The 20,542-nt window shown below is 72.2% G+C and carries 21 protein-coding genes, 1 tRNA gene and 1 pseudogene; 15 read left to right on the forward strand and 8 right to left on the reverse strand.

The genetic code is table 11. The features are described from left to right. Positions 1-32 precede the first annotated feature (32 nt). Positions 33-782 carry a ZIP family metal transporter gene (locus COO58_RS05650; protein ID WP_098744083.1) on the forward strand — a complete coding sequence of 250 codons (750 nt, stop codon included), beginning with the start codon at positions 33-35 and terminating at the stop codon, positions 780-782. Positions 783-858: 76 nt separating this feature from the next. After that, positions 859-2,043, forward strand: a complete 1,185-nt coding sequence (locus COO58_RS05655) for a hypothetical protein (RefSeq protein WP_098746127.1) — start codon at positions 859-861, stop codon at positions 2,041-2,043. Positions 2,044-2,139: 96 nt separating this feature from the next. Here the strand turns inward: COO58_RS05655 and COO58_RS05660 are convergent, their stop codons facing one another. Then, positions 2,140-3,222 (reverse strand): NAD-dependent epimerase/dehydratase family protein, encoded by a 1,083-nt coding sequence (locus COO58_RS05660; RefSeq protein WP_091565411.1) that lies wholly within the window; start codon positions 3,220-3,222, stop codon positions 2,140-2,142. 200 nt (positions 3,223-3,422) lie between these two features. On the opposite strand from COO58_RS05660, the gene COO58_RS05665 reads away from it, so the two are divergent. Further along, positions 3,423-3,821: a DUF6223 family protein gene (locus tag COO58_RS05665; protein WP_091565416.1), complete on the forward strand. Its 399-nt coding sequence runs from the start codon at positions 3,423-3,425 to the stop codon at positions 3,819-3,821. Between the two features lie 11 nt (positions 3,822-3,832). Here COO58_RS05665 and COO58_RS05670 read toward each other — a convergent pair whose 3' ends face one another. Both COO58_RS05670 and COO58_RS05675 read right to left on the reverse strand, forming a co-directional pair. After that, positions 3,833-4,495, reverse strand: coding sequence for a response regulator transcription factor (locus COO58_RS05670; protein WP_091565420.1), 663 nt, complete (start codon positions 4,493-4,495; stop codon positions 3,833-3,835). Then, complete coding sequence (locus tag COO58_RS05675) at positions 4,492-5,655, reverse strand: sensor histidine kinase (RefSeq protein ID WP_098744085.1); 1,164 nt, start codon at positions 5,653-5,655, stop codon at positions 4,492-4,494. The genes COO58_RS05670 and COO58_RS05675 overlap by 4 nt, the downstream gene beginning before the upstream one ends. Before the next feature lie 131 nt (positions 5,656-5,786). On the opposite strand from COO58_RS05675, the gene COO58_RS05680 reads away from it, so the two are divergent. Next, positions 5,787-5,858 (forward strand) — tRNA-Lys (locus tag COO58_RS05680). Between the two features lie 52 nt (positions 5,859-5,910). Here the strand turns inward: COO58_RS05680 and COO58_RS05685 are convergent. Continuing rightward, positions 5,911-6,198 (reverse strand): annotated as a pseudogene (locus COO58_RS05685) (transposase family protein); the annotation flags it as partial. A gap of 353 nt (positions 6,199-6,551) precedes the next feature. Then, positions 6,552-7,679, reverse strand: coding sequence for a hypothetical protein (locus tag COO58_RS05690; protein WP_141561861.1), 1,128 nt, complete (start codon positions 7,677-7,679; stop codon positions 6,552-6,554). Positions 7,680-8,103: 424 nt separating this feature from the next. Here COO58_RS05690 and COO58_RS05695 point away from each other — a divergent pair, with 424 nt between their 5' ends. Further along, positions 8,104-9,429 (forward strand): polysaccharide pyruvyl transferase family protein, encoded by a 1,326-nt coding sequence (locus tag COO58_RS05695; protein ID WP_098744088.1) that lies wholly within the window; start codon positions 8,104-8,106, stop codon positions 9,427-9,429. 158 nt (positions 9,430-9,587) lie between these two features. On the opposite strand, the gene COO58_RS05700 is transcribed toward COO58_RS05695, so the two are convergent. Then, positions 9,588-11,255: a DUF11 domain-containing protein gene (locus COO58_RS05700; RefSeq protein ID WP_176558745.1), complete on the reverse strand. Its 1,668-nt coding sequence runs from the start codon at positions 11,253-11,255 to the stop codon at positions 9,588-9,590. 246 nt (positions 11,256-11,501) lie between these two features. Between COO58_RS05700 and COO58_RS05705 the strand changes: the two genes are divergently transcribed. The 5 genes from COO58_RS05705 to COO58_RS05725 all read left to right on the forward strand — a co-directional run bounded on the left by COO58_RS05705 (position 11,502) and on the right by COO58_RS05725 (position 14,180). Next, complete coding sequence (locus COO58_RS05705) at positions 11,502-11,948, forward strand: YbaB/EbfC family nucleoid-associated protein (RefSeq protein WP_176558746.1); 447 nt, start codon at positions 11,502-11,504, stop codon at positions 11,946-11,948. Next, positions 11,902-12,294: a WXG100 family type VII secretion target gene (locus COO58_RS05710; RefSeq protein WP_098744094.1), complete on the forward strand. Its 393-nt coding sequence runs from the start codon at positions 11,902-11,904 to the stop codon at positions 12,292-12,294. Before COO58_RS05705 ends, COO58_RS05710 begins: the two co-directional genes overlap by 47 nt. After that, positions 12,272-13,369, forward strand: a complete 1,098-nt coding sequence (locus COO58_RS05715) for a hypothetical protein (RefSeq protein ID WP_091565464.1) — start codon at positions 12,272-12,274, stop codon at positions 13,367-13,369. Before COO58_RS05710 ends, COO58_RS05715 begins: the two co-directional genes overlap by 23 nt. 28 nt (positions 13,370-13,397) lie before the next feature. Beyond that, positions 13,398-13,691 carry a hypothetical protein gene (locus tag COO58_RS05720; protein WP_091565469.1) on the forward strand — a complete coding sequence of 98 codons (294 nt, stop codon included), beginning with the start codon at positions 13,398-13,400 and terminating at the stop codon, positions 13,689-13,691. Between the two features lie 120 nt (positions 13,692-13,811). Further along, positions 13,812-14,180, forward strand: coding sequence for a DUF5713 family protein (locus COO58_RS05725; protein WP_245666091.1), 369 nt, complete (start codon positions 13,812-13,814; stop codon positions 14,178-14,180). Positions 14,181-14,254: 74 nt separating this feature from the next. Here COO58_RS05725 and COO58_RS05730 read toward each other — a convergent pair whose 3' ends face one another. Further along, complete coding sequence (locus tag COO58_RS05730; protein WP_091565474.1) at positions 14,255-14,779, reverse strand: SMI1/KNR4 family protein; 525 nt, start codon at positions 14,777-14,779, stop codon at positions 14,255-14,257. Positions 14,780-14,850: 71 nt separating this feature from the next. Here COO58_RS05730 and COO58_RS05735 point away from each other — a divergent pair, with 71 nt between their 5' ends. The 5 genes from COO58_RS05735 to COO58_RS05755 all read left to right on the forward strand — a co-directional run bounded on the left by COO58_RS05735 (position 14,851) and on the right by COO58_RS05755 (position 18,962). Beyond that, positions 14,851-15,216: a hypothetical protein gene (locus tag COO58_RS05735; RefSeq protein ID WP_091565477.1), complete on the forward strand. Its 366-nt coding sequence runs from the start codon at positions 14,851-14,853 to the stop codon at positions 15,214-15,216. Between the two features lie 144 nt (positions 15,217-15,360). Next, on the forward strand, positions 15,361-15,564 hold the full coding sequence (locus COO58_RS05740) for a hypothetical protein (RefSeq protein WP_091565481.1): 204 nt from the start codon (positions 15,361-15,363) through the stop codon (positions 15,562-15,564). Continuing rightward, positions 15,564-17,108: a multicopper oxidase family protein gene (locus tag COO58_RS05745; RefSeq protein WP_098744096.1), complete on the forward strand. Its 1,545-nt coding sequence runs from the start codon at positions 15,564-15,566 to the stop codon at positions 17,106-17,108. The genes COO58_RS05740 and COO58_RS05745 overlap by 1 nt, the downstream gene beginning before the upstream one ends. Then, the gene (locus COO58_RS05750; RefSeq protein ID WP_098744097.1) at positions 17,101-18,285 is read left to right on the forward strand and encodes a sensor histidine kinase; all 1,185 of its coding nucleotides are present in this window, start codon (positions 17,101-17,103) and stop codon (positions 18,283-18,285) included. Before COO58_RS05745 ends, COO58_RS05750 begins: the two co-directional genes overlap by 8 nt. After that, positions 18,285-18,962 (forward strand): response regulator transcription factor, encoded by a 678-nt coding sequence (locus COO58_RS05755; RefSeq protein WP_098744099.1) that lies wholly within the window; start codon positions 18,285-18,287, stop codon positions 18,960-18,962. The genes COO58_RS05750 and COO58_RS05755 overlap by 1 nt, the downstream gene beginning before the upstream one ends. 91 nt (positions 18,963-19,053) lie before the next feature. Here COO58_RS05755 and COO58_RS05760 read toward each other — a convergent pair whose 3' ends face one another. Continuing rightward, positions 19,054-20,517 carry an endo-1,4-beta-xylanase gene (locus COO58_RS05760; RefSeq protein ID WP_098744100.1) on the reverse strand — a complete coding sequence of 488 codons (1,464 nt, stop codon included), beginning with the start codon at positions 20,515-20,517 and terminating at the stop codon, positions 19,054-19,056. Positions 20,518-20,542: the final 25 nt, after the last annotated feature.

Raw genomic sequence — 20,542 nt, forward strand, 5'->3', positions numbered from 1 at the left:
GGGGGCGCCCGGCCGGGGGTAGGGTCCTGCGCGTGCCGGAGTGGTTGCAAGCGGGATTCTGGGGCCTGCTCGCCGGGTCCGCCCTGTTGATCGGGGCGGCCGTCGGGTTCTTCGCGCGGGTGCCGCGCCGGATGACCGCGTCGGTGATGGCGTTCGGCGCGGGCGTGCTGCTCTCCGCCGTCTCGTTCGAGCTGATCGCCGAGGCGCACGAGCAGGGCGGCCTGCTGCCGGTGGCGATCGGTGCGGCGGCCGGCGCGCTCGCCTACACCGGGGCGAACGTCCTCCTGGCCCGGCGGGGCGCGCGGCACCGCAAGCGCTCCGGCGACGAGCAGCCGTCCGAGCAGGAGCAGCCCGGCTCGGGGTCGGCCATCGCGGTCGGCGCGCTGCTCGACGGCGTACCGGAATCGGTGGTGATCGGCGCGAGCCTGCTGGCCGGTGGCCCGGTCAGCCTGGTCACGGTGATCGCGGTGTTCCTCAGCAACGTGCCGGAGGGGCTGTCCAGCGCGGCCGGCATGCGCCAGGCCGGGCGGACCCGGCGCTACGTCTTCGGGCTGTGGACCGCCATCGCGCTGCTCTCCGGCGCCGCGTCGCTGGCCGGGTACACGCTGCTCGGCGGCGCCCCGCCCGAGGTGCTGGCCACCATCACCGCGCTCGCGGCCGGCGCGATCCTCGCCATGATCACCGACACCATGGTGCCGGAGGCGTTCGAGGACGCCCACCTGCTGGTCGGCCTGATCACCGTGCTCGGCTTCCTGGTGGCGTTCGCCCTCTCGCACACCTGACGGCTTAGCGGCGGGTTAAGGATCGCCGGCGGAGTCGTGCCGGGACGGCCGGGCCTCCTAGCATCGGGCGGTGCGCGTGAAGTCCGCTGTCTCCCTGCTCGCCCTCGCCCTGGCCACCGCGACGCTGCCCGCGTGCGGCGGCGACGACCCGGGCGGCACGCCCGCGCCGGCCGCCGCCACCGGCTCCGGCGCACCGACCGGTCCGGCCGCTGCCCCGGCCGCCTCGCCGAGCGCCCGGGCCGGCCTCGGCAGCGCCACACCGAGCCCCAGCACGGCCCCTGTCGCGTTCCGCGCCGGCAACCCGGACGGGCGCGCCGCCGTACCGGCCGAGGCGCGGGCGGTGGACACCTCGCGCCCGACCCGCACGGTCGGCAGCGGTACGCCGGCGAGCTGCACCTCCGCGGCGGTGGTGAAGGCGGTCGCGGCCGGCGGTGTGATCACCTTCGACTGCGGTCCGGCGCCGGTGACCATCACGATGAAGGCCACCGCCAAGGTGGTGAACTCGCACGGCCCCCGCGTCGTGCTGGACGGCGGCGGCAAGGTCACGCTGAGCGGCGGCGGCAGCCGGCGGATCCTCTACATGAACACCTGCGACCAGGCCCAGGGCTGGACCACCTCGCACTGCCAGAACCAGGACCACCCGCAGCTCACCGTGCAGAACCTGACGTTCGCCGACGGCAACTCCACCGGCGACACCGCCGAGGGCGGCGGGGGCGGCGCGATCTTCGTCCGGGGCGGTCGGCTCAAGGTGGTCAACTCCCGGTTCGTCGACAACCGCTGCGACCGCACCGGCCCCGACCTCGGCGGCGCCGCGGTGCGGGTGCTGAGCCAGTTCGAGAACAAGCCGGTGTACGTGGTGAGCAGCACCTTCACCGGCGGGGTGTGCGCCAACGGCGCGGCGCTGAGCAGCATCGGCGTCTCCTGGACGGTGCTGAACAGCGTCTTCCGCGACAACCGGGCGGTGGGCACCGGCGCGAACCCGGCCCGGGGCGGCACCCCGGGCGGCGGCAGCGGCGGCGCGATCTACTGCGACGGCAACGAGTTCACGGTCCGGCTCGCCGGCACGGTCGTCGAGAACAACAGCGCCAACGAGGGCGGCGGCGCGGTCTTCTTCGTCAGCAACAACCGCACCGGCACGATGACCATCGAGGGCAGCACCCTGCGGAAGAACCCCAGCCGGGGCTTCGAGACGAAGGGCTTCCCCGGCATCTTCTTCCTCGGCGCCCGCCCCCCGACCGTCACCTCCTCCCGCCTGTCCTAACCCCGGGCCTCCCGCGCGCGTTGATCAAGGAGTTTGCGTCCCTGTCGATCTCCACCGGGACGCGAACTCCTTGATCAACAAGGAGCGGTGGGCCGGTCAGTAGGGGTTGGGGTGGCCGGGGAGGCGGCCCTTGGCGAGGGCGGCGGGGCGGCCGGCAAGGCTCGGGTCCGCCGACAGGGGCGGGGAGTCGGTGCCGGCCCTGGTGGACATGCCGGCGATCAGGTCCCGCAGGGCGGTCACGGTGTCGACCCGGGGCTTCCAGCCCAGCTCGGTCTCGGCGCGTCCGCTCGACATCAGCGGCACGTTCAGCGCCAGGTCGACCCAGCCGGTGTCGACCGGTTGCAGCCGGGCCCGCCACGTCACCGCCGCCGCCGCGCGCAGCACCGGCACCGCCACCGGCACGGTCCAGCCGTGGAAGTGCCGGGCCACCAGCTCCGGCGTCAGCACCGGGTCGGCCGCCACGTTGAACGCGCCCCGCGCGTCCCCCACGACCGCCCGGGCGTACGCGTCCGCGACGTCGTCGGCGTGCACCGCCTGCATCCGCAGTCGCCGGTTCGCCGGGACCAGCGGGATCCGGCCGTAGCGGAGCAGCCGCACCGGCACCAGCGGGCCGAGGAAGTAGCGGCTGATCTCCGTGCCGGCCTCGCGCTGGAAGATCAGCCCCGGCCGCAGCCGGACCACGCGCAGCCCCGGGTGCTCCCGCTCCACGCCGTCCAGCAGCGCCTCCACCTCGGCCTTGTCCCGGCTGTACGACGAGGTCTCCACCCCGGTCGCCGGCCAGTTCTCGCTGACCGGGTGGTCCTTCGGGCCGGGCGCGTAGGTGCCGACCGACGAGGCGTACACCACTGCGGGAACGCCGGCCCGGACGGCGGCCTCGATCACCGCGCGGCTGCCGCCGACGTTGGTCCGGTAGAGCGTGCGCCGGTCGTGGCTGGGCTGGATCTGCCAGGCCAGGTGCACCACCGCCCGCGCCCCGGCGAAGATCCGCACGAGTTCGTCGGCCGCGCCGGGCGCGCCGATGTCGCACGAGTGCCACTCCACGTCGTCGTACGGCTCACCGGCGTCCGGACCGGGCAGCCGGCGGGCCACCCCGACCAGTTCCGCACCCGCCTCCCGCCGCAGCCGACGCAGCACGGCGGTGCCCACGTTGCCGGTGGCCCCCACGATCACGATGCGCATACTCGGTGCGGTACCCGCTGAAGCGGACAGCAACCGCTCACGGACGGGGGTTCGTCCGACCACAACCACCGGGGTACGGACGACCGGGCGCGTACGCCCAGGGTGGTAACCCGATCGGCAACTCCGGCAGGACGACCCGGGGCCGGTCCCCTCCATACGCTGCCGCCTGTACCTGCCGCCCCCGATCCGAGGGAGTTCCGATGCCCGTCCGTCATCTGCTCGCCACCACCACCGCCGCCGCCCTGGCCGGCGGGCTCGGGTTCGCCGCCCCGGCCGCGGCGCACGTCTCGGTCGCCGCGGGTGGGATCGGCGGCTCCGGACGGTTCGGCGCCACCACGTTCGCCGCGGTGAGCCTGGCCGGCGCGATCATCGGTGGGCTGGCGGTGGCCCGCCCGACCTCGGGCGGGCGTGGCCGGGCCCTGCTGGCGCTGGCGGCTGGGCTGGTCGGCCTGGTGCTCAGCGCCGTGCACCTGGCCCTGACCTCCGACGGGTTCGGTAACGGGCAGGGACGGGCCGGGGCGATCGTCGGCGTGGTGCTGGGGGTCGTCGGCACGGGCCTGGGCGGGTGGGCGTCGGCCCGGGCCCGCCGCACCACCTGACCGCGACGCGGTCAGGAGGACGTGAGCCAGCCGGGCACGGTGAGCCCGGACTCGTACGCGAGCACCACCAGTTGCGCCCGGTCCCGGACCCGGGTCTTGGTCATGATCCGGCTGACGTGCGTCTTCGCGGTGGCCGGGCTCAGCACCAGCCGGGCCGCGATCTCGTCGTTGGACAGGCCGGCGGCGACCAGCACGAGCACCTCACGCTCCCGTTCGGTGAGCGCGTTGAGCCGTGGCCCCGGCTCCGGGTGCCGGGCGCGGGCGGCGAACTCCGCGATCAGCCGACGGGTGATCGCCGGCGCGAGGAGCGCGTCGCCCCGCGCCACCACCCGCACCCCGTGGATCAGCTCCGCCGGCTCCGTGTCCTTGACCAGGAAGCCGCTCGCCCCGGCCCGCAGCGCGTCGTAGACGTACTCGTCGAGGTCGAAGGTGGTCAGGATGATCACCCGGCCGTCACCGCGCGCGGTGACCTCCCGCGTGGCGGCCAGGCCGTCGAGATGCGGCATCCGGATGTCCATGAGGACGACGTCCGGCCGCAGCTGCCGGGCCAGCCGCACCGCGGCGGCGCCGTCGGCGGCCTCGCCGACCACCTCGATACCGTCCTCGCCGTCGAGAATGGAGCGGAAGCCCGCACGGACCAGGTTCTGGTCGTCGGCGAGCAGCACCCGGATCACGCCGCGCCCTCCGGCTCCGACCGGGCCACCGGCACCCGGACCGGCGGCGGGCCCGGCCGCAGCGGGAGGCGGGCACGCACCAGGAAACCGCCGGCCGACCCGGCACCGGTGGTCAGCGAGCCGCCCAGCGCCCGGACCCGCTCACCCATGCCGAGGATCCCGTTCCCGGGCGGGGCCGAGGTGCCGGCGCCGTCGTCCTCCACCTCCACCAGCAGGTCGTCGCGGTCCGGTCGGACCCGGACGGTCGCGGTGGTCGCGGCGGCGTGCCGGGTCACGTTCGTCAGCGCCTCCTGGACGATCCGGTACGCCGTCAGGTCCACCTCCGACGGCAGCGGCCGGGTCTCGGCCACCTCGGTCCGGATCACCAGCCCGCACCGCCCGGCCGAGGTGACCAGCTCGTAGAGGCGGTCCAGCCCGGGGGCGGGCGGCGCGGCCTCCGCACGCAGGATCCCCAGCGTCGTCCTCAACTCCCGCAGCGTCTCCTTGCTCGTCTGCTTGATAGCGGTGAGCGCCGCCTCGGCCCGCTCCGGATCCGGGCGGTGCAGCGCCGCGCTCGCCTGCACGTTGATCGACGAAAGATGGTGACCGAGCAGGTCGTGCAGCTCGCGGGCGATGCGCAGCCGCTCCTCGGTGGCCCGGCGCCGGGCCTCCTCCTCCTTGCCCTGCTCGGCGGCGCGCACCCGGGCCCGCACCTCGGCCAGGTAGGCCCGGCGGTTACGGGTCACCCCGACGATCACCGCGACCAGCCACCCGGCGTGCAGCAGCGTCGCCCCGTTCCCCCCGGCACCGGTCCGGGTCCAGCTGTCGGCGACCGCGAAGGAGACGACCGAGGCCAGGCCGAGCCCCACCGCGACAGCGAGGTGCCCCTCGTCGACGACCGTGTACAACGCGACGACGAACACCAGCATGACCGGCCCGGGCCGGTGCAGCAGCACCCCGTAGGCGCTGACCGCGACCAGTGCCGCCGCCCCCACCGCCACCGGATACCGCCGGCGGGCGTACAGCGCGCCGGCGGCGGCCAGCACGACCAGCAGCGCCACCAGTTCGGCCGGGGTGTCGAGGCCGTCCGCCTGCACCAGCAGGCCGAGGAGGGCCACCAGGGCGACTGCCGGCACCAGGGCCACCGTCGCCGCGCGGTCGCGCCACCGCCAGCTCGACATGGCCGAAGCGTAGCCGTCCGCGCACGGCCCGGAGGGCCCCCGCGCGGCTCGGATGACAGCGTCGACAAGATCGAGAGGCCCGGCGTACGATGCCCGCCCGGCTCATCCGCTTCGGGTAGCCTGTGCTCTGCGGGCCGCTAGCTCAATGGCAGAGCTGTGGACTTTTAATCCATAGGTTCAGGGTTCGAGTCCCTGGCGGCCCACTGAAACGGATACTCAAACGGAGGGGTCTTCGGGCCATAACGCGGAGTTGCTCCGGCTTGCCCTGGTCATGGCCGTGGCCAGGTCGTCGGTGGTCGCGGCGAGCAGGTCGATGGCCTCGCGGACATAACGCCAGGCCGTCGTGACGCCGATCTCGGATCCGGCGGCCAGGCGGGTCAGGGTGTCGCCGTTGCGCAGCTGGGCCAGGGCGAGCTGGGCTTGCTGGCCGGGGTCGAGGCGTCGCCATCGGGACCGTCGCTGCTGGCGGCGGGTTCGGATGAGGTCGGCGAGGTGGTTCAGGCTGCGGGTGGACAACGGAATCGCGGCAGGGTAAGACAGCACAGCGAGGCTCCCGGTTGGGGCGTCTGATCTTGGTCGATTGCTGTCTTACTGGGGGAGCCTCGTCCTACCTGGACACCGGCCTCCCGTACCGCCCGTGACCTGCACCGTCACGATGAAAAATGGCTCCATGATGGTGCTGAGGTGGTCGCTGATGCGGGCGACGGTGCCGCGGCGCTGACGTCGAGCAACGCAGGCGCGCGGCGCTGCTGCATGATCTCGCCGGGGCGGGGCTGCCGGAGTGACCGCGACCGCATCGTCCACGGCGACGCGGGACACCTCGTAGGCGGCTGAGCGGGCGGCCTCGCGATTGCCGGCGTTGTCCAGCCGCCCCAGCGGCGGTGGGCCGGCGGTCATCAGCGGGGGCCGAAGACCGTGCCCAGCTTGGACAGCCGAGCGTTGTCCAACTCCCACTGCAGCACGGTATCGAGCGTGTCGAGTGCCCGCCCCTCGACCGTGGCCTTTGTGCTCTGCAGGCCGTCAATCACCTCGGGCAGGGCCGCCACCACCGCTGCGGTGGCGGTCCGGAGGGGCTCTTCGGCGCCGTCGGCCACGGCCCGGATCAGGTTCACCACCGTGATGCGGGCGGTGCCCGCGTACCGCCCGGCGATCCGCTCCAAGCCGGCTGGCATTCCGGCCCCCGCCTCCCGCATGGCCGCGGACAGCCCGGCGAGGAGGAACTCGGCCAGTTCGCTGCGGCCCACGGCGAGACCGGGCAGCACCGCCGCGACCGCGGCCCGGGTCGCCGTCTCCGCGGGCGTCTCGGCGCCGCCGTCTTCCGGGGCGTCCGCTTGATAGGCCAGCCGCCGCCGACCCGCGGTGCTCATCTGGAACAGCACCATGAGCGTCATCGCCCGGTGGAAGTCACTCACCCCGTCGTTACCCGCCAGCGCGGCCAGCCGCGGCACCGCGCCCGGGGCGGCGGGCACCACCGAGCCCTGCGGGAACGCGTCGTTCGCGATCGCCGCGATCAGATCGCCCACACCGTCGAAGGTGCGGCCCTCGAAGGGCACCACCTCGGCGGCCGCGCGAAGATCGGCGGCAGGGCGACGGAAACCACCGCACTTGAGTCCGGGAGGCGCGGGCAGAGACGGCACGGCGGCTGTCTGCCCGCCGACGACCTCCGCGCGGATCCGGTCGGCCTCGGTACGGTCGAGCTCATGCGCGAGGCCCTCCCGGGAGAAGCGTTCGATCGCCTTGTCCGGAAACTGGCCGCACGCCGAGTTGACCTGCCCGCCGTACTTCTGGGCAATGGCCGCAACGGCCTTCTTCTCGGCTGGTGAGACTTCCAGCGGACCCTCGTAGGGCGGGTCCACGGCCAGCGAGTGGGCTCGCCACCAACCGGCGAAGCGACTCTCCAGCGGGTCGATCGGCACCTCCCGTACCGCGACCAGCAGGTGGCCGCGCTCGGCCAGCTTCTCGGCGACGGCATAGGCCGAAACCTGATCCGGCACCGACACGACGAAGCGCATCTCACGAATCACGGCGGCATCCTATCGACGATCGGTCGGGCTGCCCGGGGCTCGGAGCAGCAGGGCGCCGCCGTGCACCACCTCTACTTGTCGAGGTAGTGGCCGTGGCAGGCGGCGATCTCCAGGTCGCCGCCACGGCGGCATCTGGTCCGCGAAAGGTCGTCGGTAGGCGGGGGAGCGGTGTGAGGTGCCGAGAGGTGTTTCCACTGCCGGAACCGAAAGCGTCCAGGTCGACGCTGGCCACAGCACTCCGCTCCAGCTCAGCGGCCCTCTACCGGGCCGGGCGGACGTGACGGCCGGCAGGTGGGATCCGGACCGGCGTGGAGACGGCGTAGGATTTCTGCTCCTGCACGGATTGGGGCCGTGACTCGGCCGGTCGCGCCGCTTCGGCCTCGCCGGGCGCCGTGGCGTCCGGGACGAAGGGTGGACACCCCGGATGCACCAGCGGATCCTGCTGCGCGCCCGCAAGGGCCCGTTCGACGTGGTCACCGCCGAGGAGACCTACGAGCGGGACTGGATCGGCAAGAACAGCGGCAACCTGGTCTTCAGCCACGCCGCGCACAAGCTCCTGGCCACCTCGACGGCGGAGATCACCCCGTCGCGGTTTCGGACGGACCCGCGCGATGCCGACGAGATCAACGAGAAGTACGACGCCTTCGTGATCCCGCTGGCGAACGCGTTCCGCCACGACTACGTGAACCGGCTCGAGTCGATGACCCGGCTGATCGAGCGGCTCAAGATCCCGGTGGTGGTGCTCGGGGTCGGGGCGCAGACCGACGTGGACGGCGACCGGGACTACCTGCGCCCGATCGACGAGCCGGTGAAGGCGTTCTGCCGGGCGGTGCTGGACCGATCGCACAGCATCGGCGTACGTGGCGAGATCACCGAAAGCTATCTGCGTACGCTGGGCTTCTCCGCCGTCGAGCAGATCGGCTGCCCGTCGATGTTCCTGCACGGCGACAGCCTCCGGGTGGAGAAGGCGAAGGCGACCCTGGGCACCGAGGACCGGCTCGCGTTCGTCATCTCGCCGTACGTCCGCGCGTTGGCCCCGATCGTCCGCCACCACCACCAGCGCTACCCGAACCTGTGCTACGTGGCGCAGGGCCTGTACACCCTCGGCACCCTGCTCTACGGCGACGCACCGAAGTTGCGCGGCAAGACCGACGACATGCCGATCCACACCTCACACCCGCTCTTCGTCGAGGACAAGGTGCGGATGTTCATGGACCCGTGGCCCTGGATGGAGTATCTCGCCGGGTTCGACTTCGCCTTCGGCACCCGGATCCACGGCACCATCACGGCGCTGATCTCCGGCACTCCCGGGTATCTCCTCGCACACGACTCGCGCACCCTGGAACTGGCCCGCTACTTCGACATCCCGCACCGGTTGATGCGCGCCGTACCGGCCGACGTCGACGCCGCTCAACTCTATGAGGAAGCCGACTACACGGCCCTGAACGAGGGCCACAAGGAGCGGTTCGCACGGATCACCGCGTTCCTCGCCAAGCACGACCTCGGCCTCTCGTTCGCCGACGGGGACAGCGCCACCCGCTTCGACGAGCAGGTCCGCCAGACCGTCTACCCGCAGGCGGTCCGGCCGGCCTCCGCCTACACCGCGGAGGAACTGCTGACGCGCATCCAGTGGCTGCGGGACGAGAACCAGACGCTGCAGCAGAAGCTCAAGACACGCCGCGCGCAGCCACTGCGCGAGCAGGTCAAGCAGGCGGTGGGCAGCCGGGTCCGCCGGATGCTGTCGCGCTGACCGTCGTACGCCTGGTCGACGGGGAGTGGCCAGCGCCGCTTCCGGCGGATACGCGCACAGCTTGGCGAAGCTGCGCTCGTACGCCCCTCCGCCGGTGGATGCGAACGGCCCCGACGACGGTGTGTCGCCGGGGCCGGTTCATCCGGTACGGGTCAGGACTACGCGGTCGGGGCGAGGCCGATGTCGACGACGGTCTCCCCGCCGTCCTTCACCTCGACCACGGCGCTCCAGCCCCGGTTGTAGTAGCCGCCGGTGCTGCCGATGACGTCCGAGTCGGTGGCGTCGTCGCCGACATCCGGGGTGGTGAAGCTGTACGGCACCCCGTCCTGCAGGTAGACGTTCGCCACGTAACGGCCCGGCTTGAGCCGGGTGAAGTAGGTGCCGTCGCTGTCGTTGGGGTAACCCCTCGGCACGTCCCAGCTCGGCTGGGTGCCCTCCAGCACGAACTCGATCTTGCCGATCTTCCCGTACGCGTTCGGTTCGTCCGCGTCGCGCTGACCGTCGCGGTCGGTGTCGATCCAGGCGTGGCCGGTAATGACCCCCTCCGCGATGTAGGTGACGCTGCCGGTGGCGGTGTTGTTGTCCAGCGACGACTCGGGGGTGGTGGCGGACGCGGTCGCGGTGAAGCTGAGTGGCCCGTCAGTGGTGCCGGGGTTCGCCTTGAGCTTCAGGTGCAGGTGGGCTTCGTCCGTGCCGATGTCCCAGAAGGGGCGGGTGCACCCGATGGAGCGGGCGTCCGCCGCGTCGTCGAGTCGGCAGGTCCAGTTGGCGTCGCCGGGGTCGAGGGAGGTCGGCTCGACCGTCGCCGGGAGCGGCACGCGGACGGCGACGTTCTCCGACGGGCTGCCGCCTCGGACGCCGAGGGCGACGGCCAGTTCGAACTCCTCGCCGGCCCGCACGTCCACGCGGCCGACCACGTCGGCCCCGTACAGGTCCACATCGCCCTCGGTCGGCACGACGTAGGTGAAGGTGGTGGTGCCGCTGTTGTTCGCCAGCGACCGCTCGGGGGCCGAGGTCGACACCGAGCCGGTCACCGTCCTGGTGTCGCCCACCGTCCCGGCCGGGAAGTAGGGGTAGAAGTTCAGGTAGGCGATCCCGCCCGCCGGGATCTCCCGGTCGTTCGTGCAGACCCAGGTGGAGGTGGAGAAGTCGCAGTTCCACTCCGGGTCCGCCGTCGACGCACCGGCGAAGGCGTCCGGCGGCATCTGGAAGGTGAAGCGGGCGCCGGGCGCCGGCGTGGTGCCGATGTTGGTCGCCCTGGCCTGGACAAAGCCGCGCGAGCCGTTGCCGCCCAGGTAGGAGATCTCGCCGCTGCCGAACTCCCACGAGAAGGCGAGGTCCGGCTTGGCGACGTACTCGACGGTCGCCGACGCTGTGTTGTTCGTGATCGACGACTCGCGGCTCCGCGTCGACGCGGTTGCCGTCACCGTCGTCTGGTGGCCGTCAGTGCCGGCCGGCAGGGTGACGTTCAGGACGAGGGCGGTGTCGGCGCCGGCCGGGAGGGTGCCGTACCTGCACTTGGCGGCCGTGGCGTCGCAGGTCCAGCCGCCGAGGGAGTCACCGAGGTCGAGAGTGGCACCGGACGGCAGGGTCAGCTTGAGGGTGGTGTCGCTGGCCTCGGAGCCCCCCGCATTGCGTACCGGAACGGTGAGGCGTACGCGACCGCCGGCCGGTCCCACCTCGCCCGGGTCGGTGGTGAGGCCCACGACGACGTCGGCGGGATGCGGCGCGGCGGTGGCCGCGCCCGGCAGAGCGGTGAGCAGTGACGCGACGACAGCGGTCGCGAGGGACCCCGCCCGCAGCGCGCGAAGGGTCCCGGTACCCACGTTGTGGTTGAACAATGAATTCCCCGTCTGGTCGGGATGGGACGACGGCCGAGGACGCACTGGAGGAGTCGGCCAGTCGTTCGGGATCTTTCCCAGTCGGTCAGTCAGGCGTCCCGGTGTCCACAAGCGTTACACCCGGACCACACCATGGACCATTGTGGACATGCCGGCCGGGCTCGTGCCGAGCCGTTCACGTCGGTAAGATCCGCCGGGTTGCTCGTCGAGCCGGAGATCGGGGCGGTGCGAATGGCGGATCAAGAGCGTACGGATCATGCTGCGGTCGGCCGGTCCCTGGAGGCCGCCATGCGCCTGCTCGGCCAGGCGACCGGGCCCACCAGGTCGGCGGATCCCACCTCCCCGGTCGAGGAGACCCCGCTGCGCGGGCGCGGCACGGGCGGGGACGGCCTGGTCGAGGCGGTCGTCGGCGGTTACGGGCGGCTGGAGTCGCTGGAGATCAACCCGACCCTGCTGCGCTCCGGCACGACGGCCATCGCCCAGTACGTGGTCGAGGCCGTGACCGCCGCCCAGGACGACGAGCGGCGGCAGCGCCAGGAGGCGCTCGGCGGTGAGGTCGACCAGGCGGCGCTGCACCGGCAGCTCGAGGGGGTCGCCGAGCAGGCCTGGCGAGGGCTCGACGGGATGATCGGTGACCTGGACGCGATGGTCCGCCGACTCGACCGCGATCGGCGGTGACCGGTTGACCGACGGGATCGAGGTCGACGTCGTCACGCTGCGCTCGGCGGCCCGGACCATCCGGGGCGGCGGCGAGCGGCTCGCCGGCGAGGTGCAGCGGCTCCAGGGCACGGTCAGCGGCTCGGGCAACCCGTGGGGCGGCGACGAGGCCGGGAGCATCTTCGGGATGGCCTACACCGAGGTGCTCCAGCATGCCCTCGACGTGTACGCCTCGACGGCCGACCAGCTGGTGGACGTGGCCGGGCGACTCGACACGGTCGCCGCCGACCACGAGCGCACCGACATGGACAACGCCGCCCTCTTCAAAGGACTGGAGCTGCCCGGTGGGCCTGCAGTTACCACCTGAGCTGGCCGAGGCCCTCAACTGGGTGGGCTTCACCTGGCCCGAGGCCGACGAGGAACTGCTGGTCGAGGCGGCCCAGGCGTGGACGGCCTTCGCCGGGACGCTGCGCGCGGCGGGCGCCGAGGCGAACGCCGGCGCCGCGACGGTCGGCGTCGCCAACCGTGGCCGGGACGTCACCGCGTTCGACACCATGTGGCGGGGTGAGGAGGGTCCGACCCGGCGCGTCGAGGACGGTGCCGAGGCCGCCGAGCTGATCGCCGCCGCGCTGCTGGTGATGGCCGTGATCACGCTGACCCAGAAGATCCTCACGATCGTCCAGCTGATCATCGTGGTGGTCCAGGTCGCGATGGCCCTGGCGGCGGCCGCTCCCACGCTGGGCGGGTCGCTGGCGCAGATCCCGGTCACGATCGGCCTGGCCCGGGTCGCGATCCGCCGGATCATCAAGGAAGTCATCGACCGGGTCGTCAACGAGATCATTCCGCGGCTGCTCCGTCGCGCGAAGACGCTGCTCCGCCGGTTCACCCGCAAGCCGGGCCGTGGCCCGGGGCGGCCGCCCAAGGTGCCGGGGCCGCTGCGGGACATCCGCTACCAGGGCAAGCCGATGCTGGACAAGTACCGGTACGAGACCATGGGCGACCACCCGGGCAACCCGTTCCGGCCCAGCTCCGTACGCCGGCTCGACGAGGCGCAACTGGAGCAGCACCGGGTCTACGTCGACTCGGACGGCATCATGCGCAGTGCCCGGGACGGGCAGCCGTTCGACACCCGCAACGCCAGCACGCACTGGAGCCAGGACGGGGGCCGGGCGATCTTCGTGATGGACGAGCGCGGCAACATCTACGCGTCGACCTACCAGGAGGTCGGTAAGTTCCACCACTCCACGCTGGGTAACGGCAAGCCGGTCGCCGCGGCCGGTGAGATCGCGGTGGTCGACGGTAAGGTGCAGTACGTGACCTCGGCGAGCGGGCACTACCAGCCGACTCCGCAGCACATGCGACAGGTCACCGACGAACTGGGCCGCAACGGCGTCAACAACGTTCCGCTCTTCGGCTTCGACGGCCGTACCCGGCTGAACTGACTGTCGGAATCGGAAAGGGTGTCTGCGAGTGGCCAGTGACGACTGGAAGGGCATCGTCAACCAGATTTTGTACGGGTTGATGTTCACCCCCCAACTGGATGACGACACCGCCGGCCAGATGGCCGCGGCGATGGTCGAGCGGCGCTACTTCGGCGCCGGCCCCGACGCGTACGCGGACGCCATCGTCCAGGCGCTGCGGTACGACGGCCCGTTGACCGACGAGATCGACACGCCGCACGGCGAGGCGGGGTTCCGTGACTTCCTCGGCCGGCTCGGCACCCGGCTGGAGGCGCTGCGGCCCTGGCCGCAGACTCCGGCCTGACACTCCCCGACTCCGGCTCCGAGTCCGCCGTGCGGCGCGGTGGCGGAGCCGCGCCCGCCGGTCCGCAGCGGCCGCCTTCAGGCGATGAGAAGTGTCGGTCACGTGTCGCAGGATCGGTTCGTGGAATCCCTGAAGGAACAGATGACCGCGCCCCTCGCGAACCAGCAGATGGCCCGCCACGCCTTTCTGGAGGAGTTGTACGCGGACGGCTACTTCCCGGACCACGTCGTCGACAAGGGCCGGGCGATCCTGCTGCGGTTGTGTCAGCGCATCGAGGCGGAGCGCCCGCAGGACCTGACGGCCCTCTACGCGTTGACCGATGCGGCGACCGATGAGTTCAACCTGTTGGAGGCGGAGTTCGAGGCGGCCGGCAGCGAGATCGAGACGGTGGCGCGCGAAGCGATAGGCGAGGATTTCTGGGTCGTCGCGACGAGCTACGGGTTCGCGGACGCGGACACCGAACGGCTGATCGCCAATCGGAACTGGTGAGCGGATGGGCGGCCCCACTCGTACGCAACTCGCGCCTTCGGGGTGTGGTCCCGCTCCTGGTCAGGTGGGGCCACCTAGCGGCAGAGCCCGCCGATCATGTCGTCGAAGTCGGGGAACTCCGCCCTCGCCGCCGCGATGACCTCCTCGGCGGAGGCGCGGCGGTTGGCCGCCCACCGCTGGGCGATCGCGGCGAGGCGGGCGTCCGCGCGGGGCTGATGCTCGTGATCGGGGTACGCCGTTGCCTCCCAGGGGCCGAAGCCGTCGGCGAGCAGCCACAGGTAGGCAGACAGGTCCCGCGCCACGACGGACGTCTCGCCCTCCGAGCCGAGGAACACCACCGGCTGGCGTTCGATCGGCTCGCCGGCACGCACCAGCCAGAACGCGGCCAGGCCACCGGTGCCGTCCTGCCCGAACACCCGGAACTCGGATCCGTCCTGGGCCGCGTTCCCGGTCCAGGCCCGCCACCACTCGGCGGTCTCGCCGGGGTCCAGGAACCGGTCGTACGGCTCGAAGTCGACGCCGTCCCCGTCCCGGTAGTCGAAGCCGACCTCGTGAGCTTCCGTCAGCGCGACCGGCAGGGCGCGACCATCGTCTTCCACGGGCAGCAGCCTAGCGACGGCGACCGACACGGCGAACCGGTGATGCGCCGCGTCGGGTCTAGGGTGTCGCCGTGGACGATCACGCAGTCGAGTCGTACGAGCACGACGACCAGCACGAGGTGTTCCGGTCCCTGCCCTTCCCCTTCACCGACGACCGGTTCCCGGACCAGCTCGGTGCGGTCGTGCAACGCACCGTGCTGGAGGGCGTGGAACCGGCTCGGGAGGTCATCCACACGGACGACAACGCGTGGATCGTCGGCGACGGCGTGAACGATCCGAACGAGCCGGATGCCGTGGTCGTCACGTGCATCCAGCACGTCGCCGAGCGGGACGCGGCCGTGGCCGGGCTGGCCGACCTCCCGCTCGGCCAGGTGGCCTACCGGGAGGACCCCGGCCAGCCGTGGTCGGTCGAGCCCCACTCGTGGCTGACGGAGTGACGGTCCGGACCGTGGTGTCACCCGGGTGGCGGAACCACAGCGTCCCTGGCGGGCGACCCGGATCGCTCTGCGGAGCGATGCGACGCGGGGCGGTGCCGGCATAGCGTCGATCTCATGACGCAACGTCGATCTCGGGCTGTTCCGGTGCGCCGCCTGGCCGGGGTGGCGGTCATGCTCTTCGGTGTCTTCTCGCTGTTCGGGGGCTTGTTCGTACCGATCCGGGTGATCCTGCGAGATCCGCGGGTGGTGCCTGCGCCGGAATCCTGGCTGGCGATCTGGATCATCGCGATGGGTCTGCTGATCGCGGTCTGGCCGACTCGACGGCGGTCCGCCGGCAGCGGTGGGTGATGGGCCTCTCTCGCCGGGCGCTCCTGCGGGGTGCGGCCGTCGTCGGGGCGACGGTGGGGCTGCCCGCCGCCGGCCTGGCCGGCTACGTGTGGACCACCACGCGCCGCAGCAACGTCGGCCGGGTGTCGTTCGACCGGCCGTTGGCCATTCCGCCGCTGGCTGCCGGCGTGCGCGCAGCGGACGGCCGGCTCCTGGTGGACCTACGGTTGCAGAGCGGCCGGACCGAGCTGCTACCGGGCAGGCAGGCGGACACCTGGGGAATCAACGGCAGCTACCTGGGCCCCACGGTCCGGGTGAACCGGGGCGACGTGCTGGCCCCTCGGGTGCGCAACGACCTCCCGGAGGCGACCACCCTGCACTGGCACGGCATGGAGTTGCCGGCCGAGTGCGACGGTGGACCGCACCAGATGATCCGCCCCGGCGCGCTGTGGCAGCCGGCCTGGCGGGTGGACCAGCCGGCGGCGACGTTGTGGTATCACCCGCACCCGCACGGGCGCACCAAGGAGCACGTCTACCGTGGCGTCGCCGGCCTGCTGTACGTGGACGACGGCGAGGCCGACGGTCTGCTCCCCGACGACTACGGGGTCGACGACATCCCGGTGATCGTGCAGGACCGGAACTTCACCCGGCAGGGCCGGCTCGACGAGGACGGCATCGCCTTCGGCGGACTGTCGGTCACCGGCCTGCTGGGCTCGGAGATCCTGGTCAACGGGGTCTGGGGGCCGGTGCTCGACGTGCGTACCGAGCGGGTGCGGCTACGGGTGCTCAATGCCTCGAACGCGCGAATCTACGACCTCGTCCTCGACCACGGGCGGGGCTTCCACGTCGTGGCCGGCGACAACGGTCTGCTGCCGGCGCCGGTCCCGGTCGACCACCTGCGGCTCAGCCCCGGGGAGCGGGCCGAGCTGCTGGTGGAGTTGCGTCCCGACGAGCGGGTCCGGCTGCGGAGCCGCCCGCCGGATCTCGGTGCCAACCTGGCCGTCGACCGACTGGCCGGCGGCGCCGACGAGTTCGACGTCCTGGAGTTGCGCGCCACGCCGTCCCTACGTCCGGCTCCACCGCTACCGGTCGCCCTGCCTGCGCCGCCTCGGCTGGCCCCGCCGCTCGCCGGGCGTCGCGAGCGCGTGCTGCGCTTCGGTGACTTCCTCATCGACGGCCGGACCATGGACCTGTCCCGCATCGACGCGGTGGTGCCGTTGGGGAGCACCGAGATCTGGCGGCTGCGCAACGACGTCGGCACGCCGCACAACTTCCACATCCACAACGCCGCGTTCGAGGTGCTGGGTGTCGCGGGTCGGCCGCCCGGAGCGGCGTGGTGGGGACGCAAGGACACCGTGTACGTGCCACCCGACACCGAGGTCCGGCTTCTCGTACAGTTCGGGGCGTACCCGTCCCCCACGCGGCCGTTCATGTTCCACTGCCATCTGTTGGCGCACGAGGACGCCGGAATGATGGGACAGTTCGTCCTCGTCCCGCCGGGCACGGACCCGAGGGTGGTCGCGCCGTCCCCGGTCGTCGACCACAATTCTCCTCACCATGACTGAGCAGACCCGCCGACGCGCCCGGGACGCGGCTCTGGCGGCAGCCGTCGCGGTGTCGGTGTGGGCGGTCACGGCGCTGGCGGAGGAACCCGCGTCGCTTCCGCTCGGCCCGGCCGGCTGGCTTGTCGGAGCGGTCCTCGGCGGACTCCAGCTCGCCCGCCGACGGCGTCCGCTGGCCGTGCTGCTGGTGTCCACCACCGTCGTCGTCGCGTACCACGTGCTCGGATACCCGGCGGTCGGGACGGCGTGGCCGCTGTTGCTGCCGTTCCTGGGTGCGGCCGCCGGGGGCCACCTGCGGTACGCGGTGCCGCTGGTGGCGGCGTTGTCGGTGGCCAACGTCGGGTGGCGGGTGCTGGTCGAGCGGGAGTGGCCGCTCGGGGTGCTCGTCGGTGAAGCGCGGGATCTCGTGGTGCTCGGCCTGGCTCTGGCGGTCGGGGAGGCGGTCTGGCAACGGCGCCGCTGGGCGGAGGAGGTGCGCCGACGCGTGGCCCGGGCCGACGAGGAGGCGCGCCGGGAGGCCGAGCGCAGGCTGGCCGAGCAGCGGCTGTCGGTGGCGGCCGACCTGCACGACGTGGTGGCGCACAGCCTGGTGGTGATCGGCTTCCAGCTGCGGCTCGCCGAGGAGACCGTGGACACGGAACCGGAGGCATGCCGGGCGGCCATCGCCGCGGCGCTGGCCGGACATGACGACGCTGTCCGCGAGACGGCACGGACGGTTCACCTGCTGCGCGACCCCACCCCGGCCCCGCTGCGGCCCGCGCCCACGCTCGCCGACCTGCATCTGTTGCCGGAGGTGGCCCGGCGCGCCGGGCTGGAGCTGCGGGTGGACATCGACGGGGGGCGCGACGTTCCGGCGTCGGTGGCTCAGGCGGCGTACCGGATCGCCCAGGAGGCGCTGACCAACACGCTGAAGCACGCCGGTGCCGCCCAGGCGTCGCTCACACTGCGCCGGGAGGGCAGGGCGTTGCACCTCCGGTTCGCCGATCCGGGCGGCGTGAGTGTCGTGCCGACGGGTTCGGTCAGGTGCACCTCGGCACCCGGCGGCGGCGGGCAGCCGCCGGGCGGCCACGGCATCGTCGGGATGCGGGAACGCGCGCGCGGCGTGGGCGGTCGGTTGGAGGCCGGCCCGGACGGCGGCGGGTTCCGCGTGGACGCCTGGCTGCCGGTGGGGGACGCCTGATGGTGCGCGTGGTGATCGCCGACGACCATCCGGAGGTGCGCGCCGGAATCCGGGCCCTGCTGGAACGGACCGACGACATCGTGGTGGTCGGCGAAGCGACCGACGGGCATGCGGCGGTCCGGCTGGCGGCGGACCTACGGCCGGATGTCGTCCTCATGGACGTGCGGATGCCCGGTCGGGACGGTATCGCGGCCACCCGCCGGATCGTGGCGTCGGATTCGGCGGGCCGGGCGCCGCGGGTCATCGTGCTCACCACCTTCGACCACGACGAGTACGTCTTCGGTGCGTTGCGGGAGGGTGCCAGCGGCTTCCTGACCAAGAACGTGGCCCCCGACGATCTGCGTCGGGCGATCCGGCTGGTCGCCGAGGGTCAGGCGTTGCTCGACCCGGCGGTGACCCGCCGGGTCATCGAACGCTTCGCGGCCCCGGCGGCCGTCACCGAGCCGACGGCGGGCGCCGGGACCTCCGCCGTGCGCGCCGTCGACCTGTTGACCCCCCGCGAGCGGCAGATCGCCCGGCTGGTCGGCCGTGGGCTGACCAATGAGGAGATCAGCGTCGCGCTCTTCCTCAGCATCTGGACCGTGAAGACCCACGTGAGCCGGGTTCTCGCCAAGCTCGGGGCTCGAGAACGGGCACAGATCGTGATCGCGATGTACGAGTCCGGCGATCTCCGGTGACGCGCGGTTCGGCTCGGACAGCGGCTCACCGTCGCGGCCTCGGCCACGACGGTGAGCCACCACCTGTCCGTCACCCCACCAAGGACGAGGATCAGGAGACGGGTACGAGCTGGAACCGCTGGTTGGCCTGTCCGTTGCAGTCGTAGAGCTGGACCTGCTGCCCGTTGCCGGTCCCCCAGACGTCGAGGCAGCGGCCGGACTGGACGCCCGTGATGGTGCCGTTGGAGTTGACGTTCCACTGCTGGTTGGTCTGGCCGTTGCAGCTGTAGATCTGGACCGCCGCGCCGTTGCCGGAGCCGGCGGCGTCCAGGCAGCGGCTGCCGCCGTACACCGTCAGTTGCCTGCTCGCGGTGTAGGTCCACTGCTGGTTGGTCTGGCCGTGGCAGTCGTAGAGCTGCACCCGGGTGCCGTTGGTCTGCGACGCGTTGGGCACGTCGACGCACCGGCCGGACTGGTTGCCGAGGATCCGGTTGGCGCCGCCGGACGGCGGCGGCGTGGTCGGCGTGGAGGTCGGCGTCGCCGTCGGGGTGCCGGTCGGCGCCGGGCCGGCGGCGTTGAGGGCGTTGAGGACCGAGGTGTACGCGGCCTTCTTGTTGCCCCCGCCGTCGAACAGCAGCGGGTTCTCGTTGGAACGCCAGGAGTCGCTGTCGCGCACGCCCCACACGGTGATGCCGATGCAGCGCGGCACGTTCAGGCACGCCTGGGTCAACCCGGCGTACTGGGACGTGGAGGCGTTGGTGACGTCCACCTCGGTCAACGCCACGTCCACACCGAGCGCGGCGAAGCTCGACAGCGTGGTCTGGAAGTTGCCCGGCAGGGAACTGCCGCCGGTGAAGTGGGTCTGCAACCCCACACAGTCGATCGGCACACCCCGGGACTTGAAGTCCTGGACCATCCGGTAGACACCCTGCGTCTTGCCGTACGACCAGTTCTCGATGTTGTAGTCGTTGTAGCACAGCTTCGCCGACGGGTCGGCCGCCCGCGCGGTGCGGAACGCCACCTCGATCCAGTCGTTGCCGGTGCCCTGCAGGTTGGAGTTACGCCGACTGCCGTCCTCGTTGAACGCCTCGTTGACCACGTCCCACGCGGCCAGCTTGCCCTTGTAGTGGGCCATCACCCCGTTGATGTGGTTGATCATCGCGTTGCGCAGCGTGCTGCCCTGCATGTTCTGCATCCAGCCCGGCTGCTGCGCGTGCCACGCGAGGGTGTGACCGCGAACCTTCAGGCCACGCTGGGTCGCCCAGTTGTAGATCTGGTCCCCGGCGGAGAAGTTGAACTGACCCTGGTTGGGCTGCGTCGCATCCGGCTTCATCTCGTTCTCAGCCGTGATCATGTTGAACTCACGCGCCGCGATCGTGCTGTACGTCGAATCGTTCAACCGGTTCGCCGCGATCGCGGTGCCGAAGTAGCGGCCCGACTGCGCCGCCGCCGCACCCAGCGTGCTCGCCGCCTGGGCCGGACCCGGCACGATCAGCGCCGCGCCGGCCAGGGTCAGAGCGCCGGCGGCGGCGGCCGCAGCCAGACGGTAACGGCCGTGCTTCAGTAGACGTTTCATGACACTCCTGTGCATATCGGGGGAT

It is taken from the genome of Micromonospora sp. WMMA1996 (genome assembly GCF_002573675.1).
Taxonomy (GTDB): domain Bacteria; phylum Actinomycetota; class Actinomycetes; order Mycobacteriales; family Micromonosporaceae; genus Micromonospora; species Micromonospora sediminicola.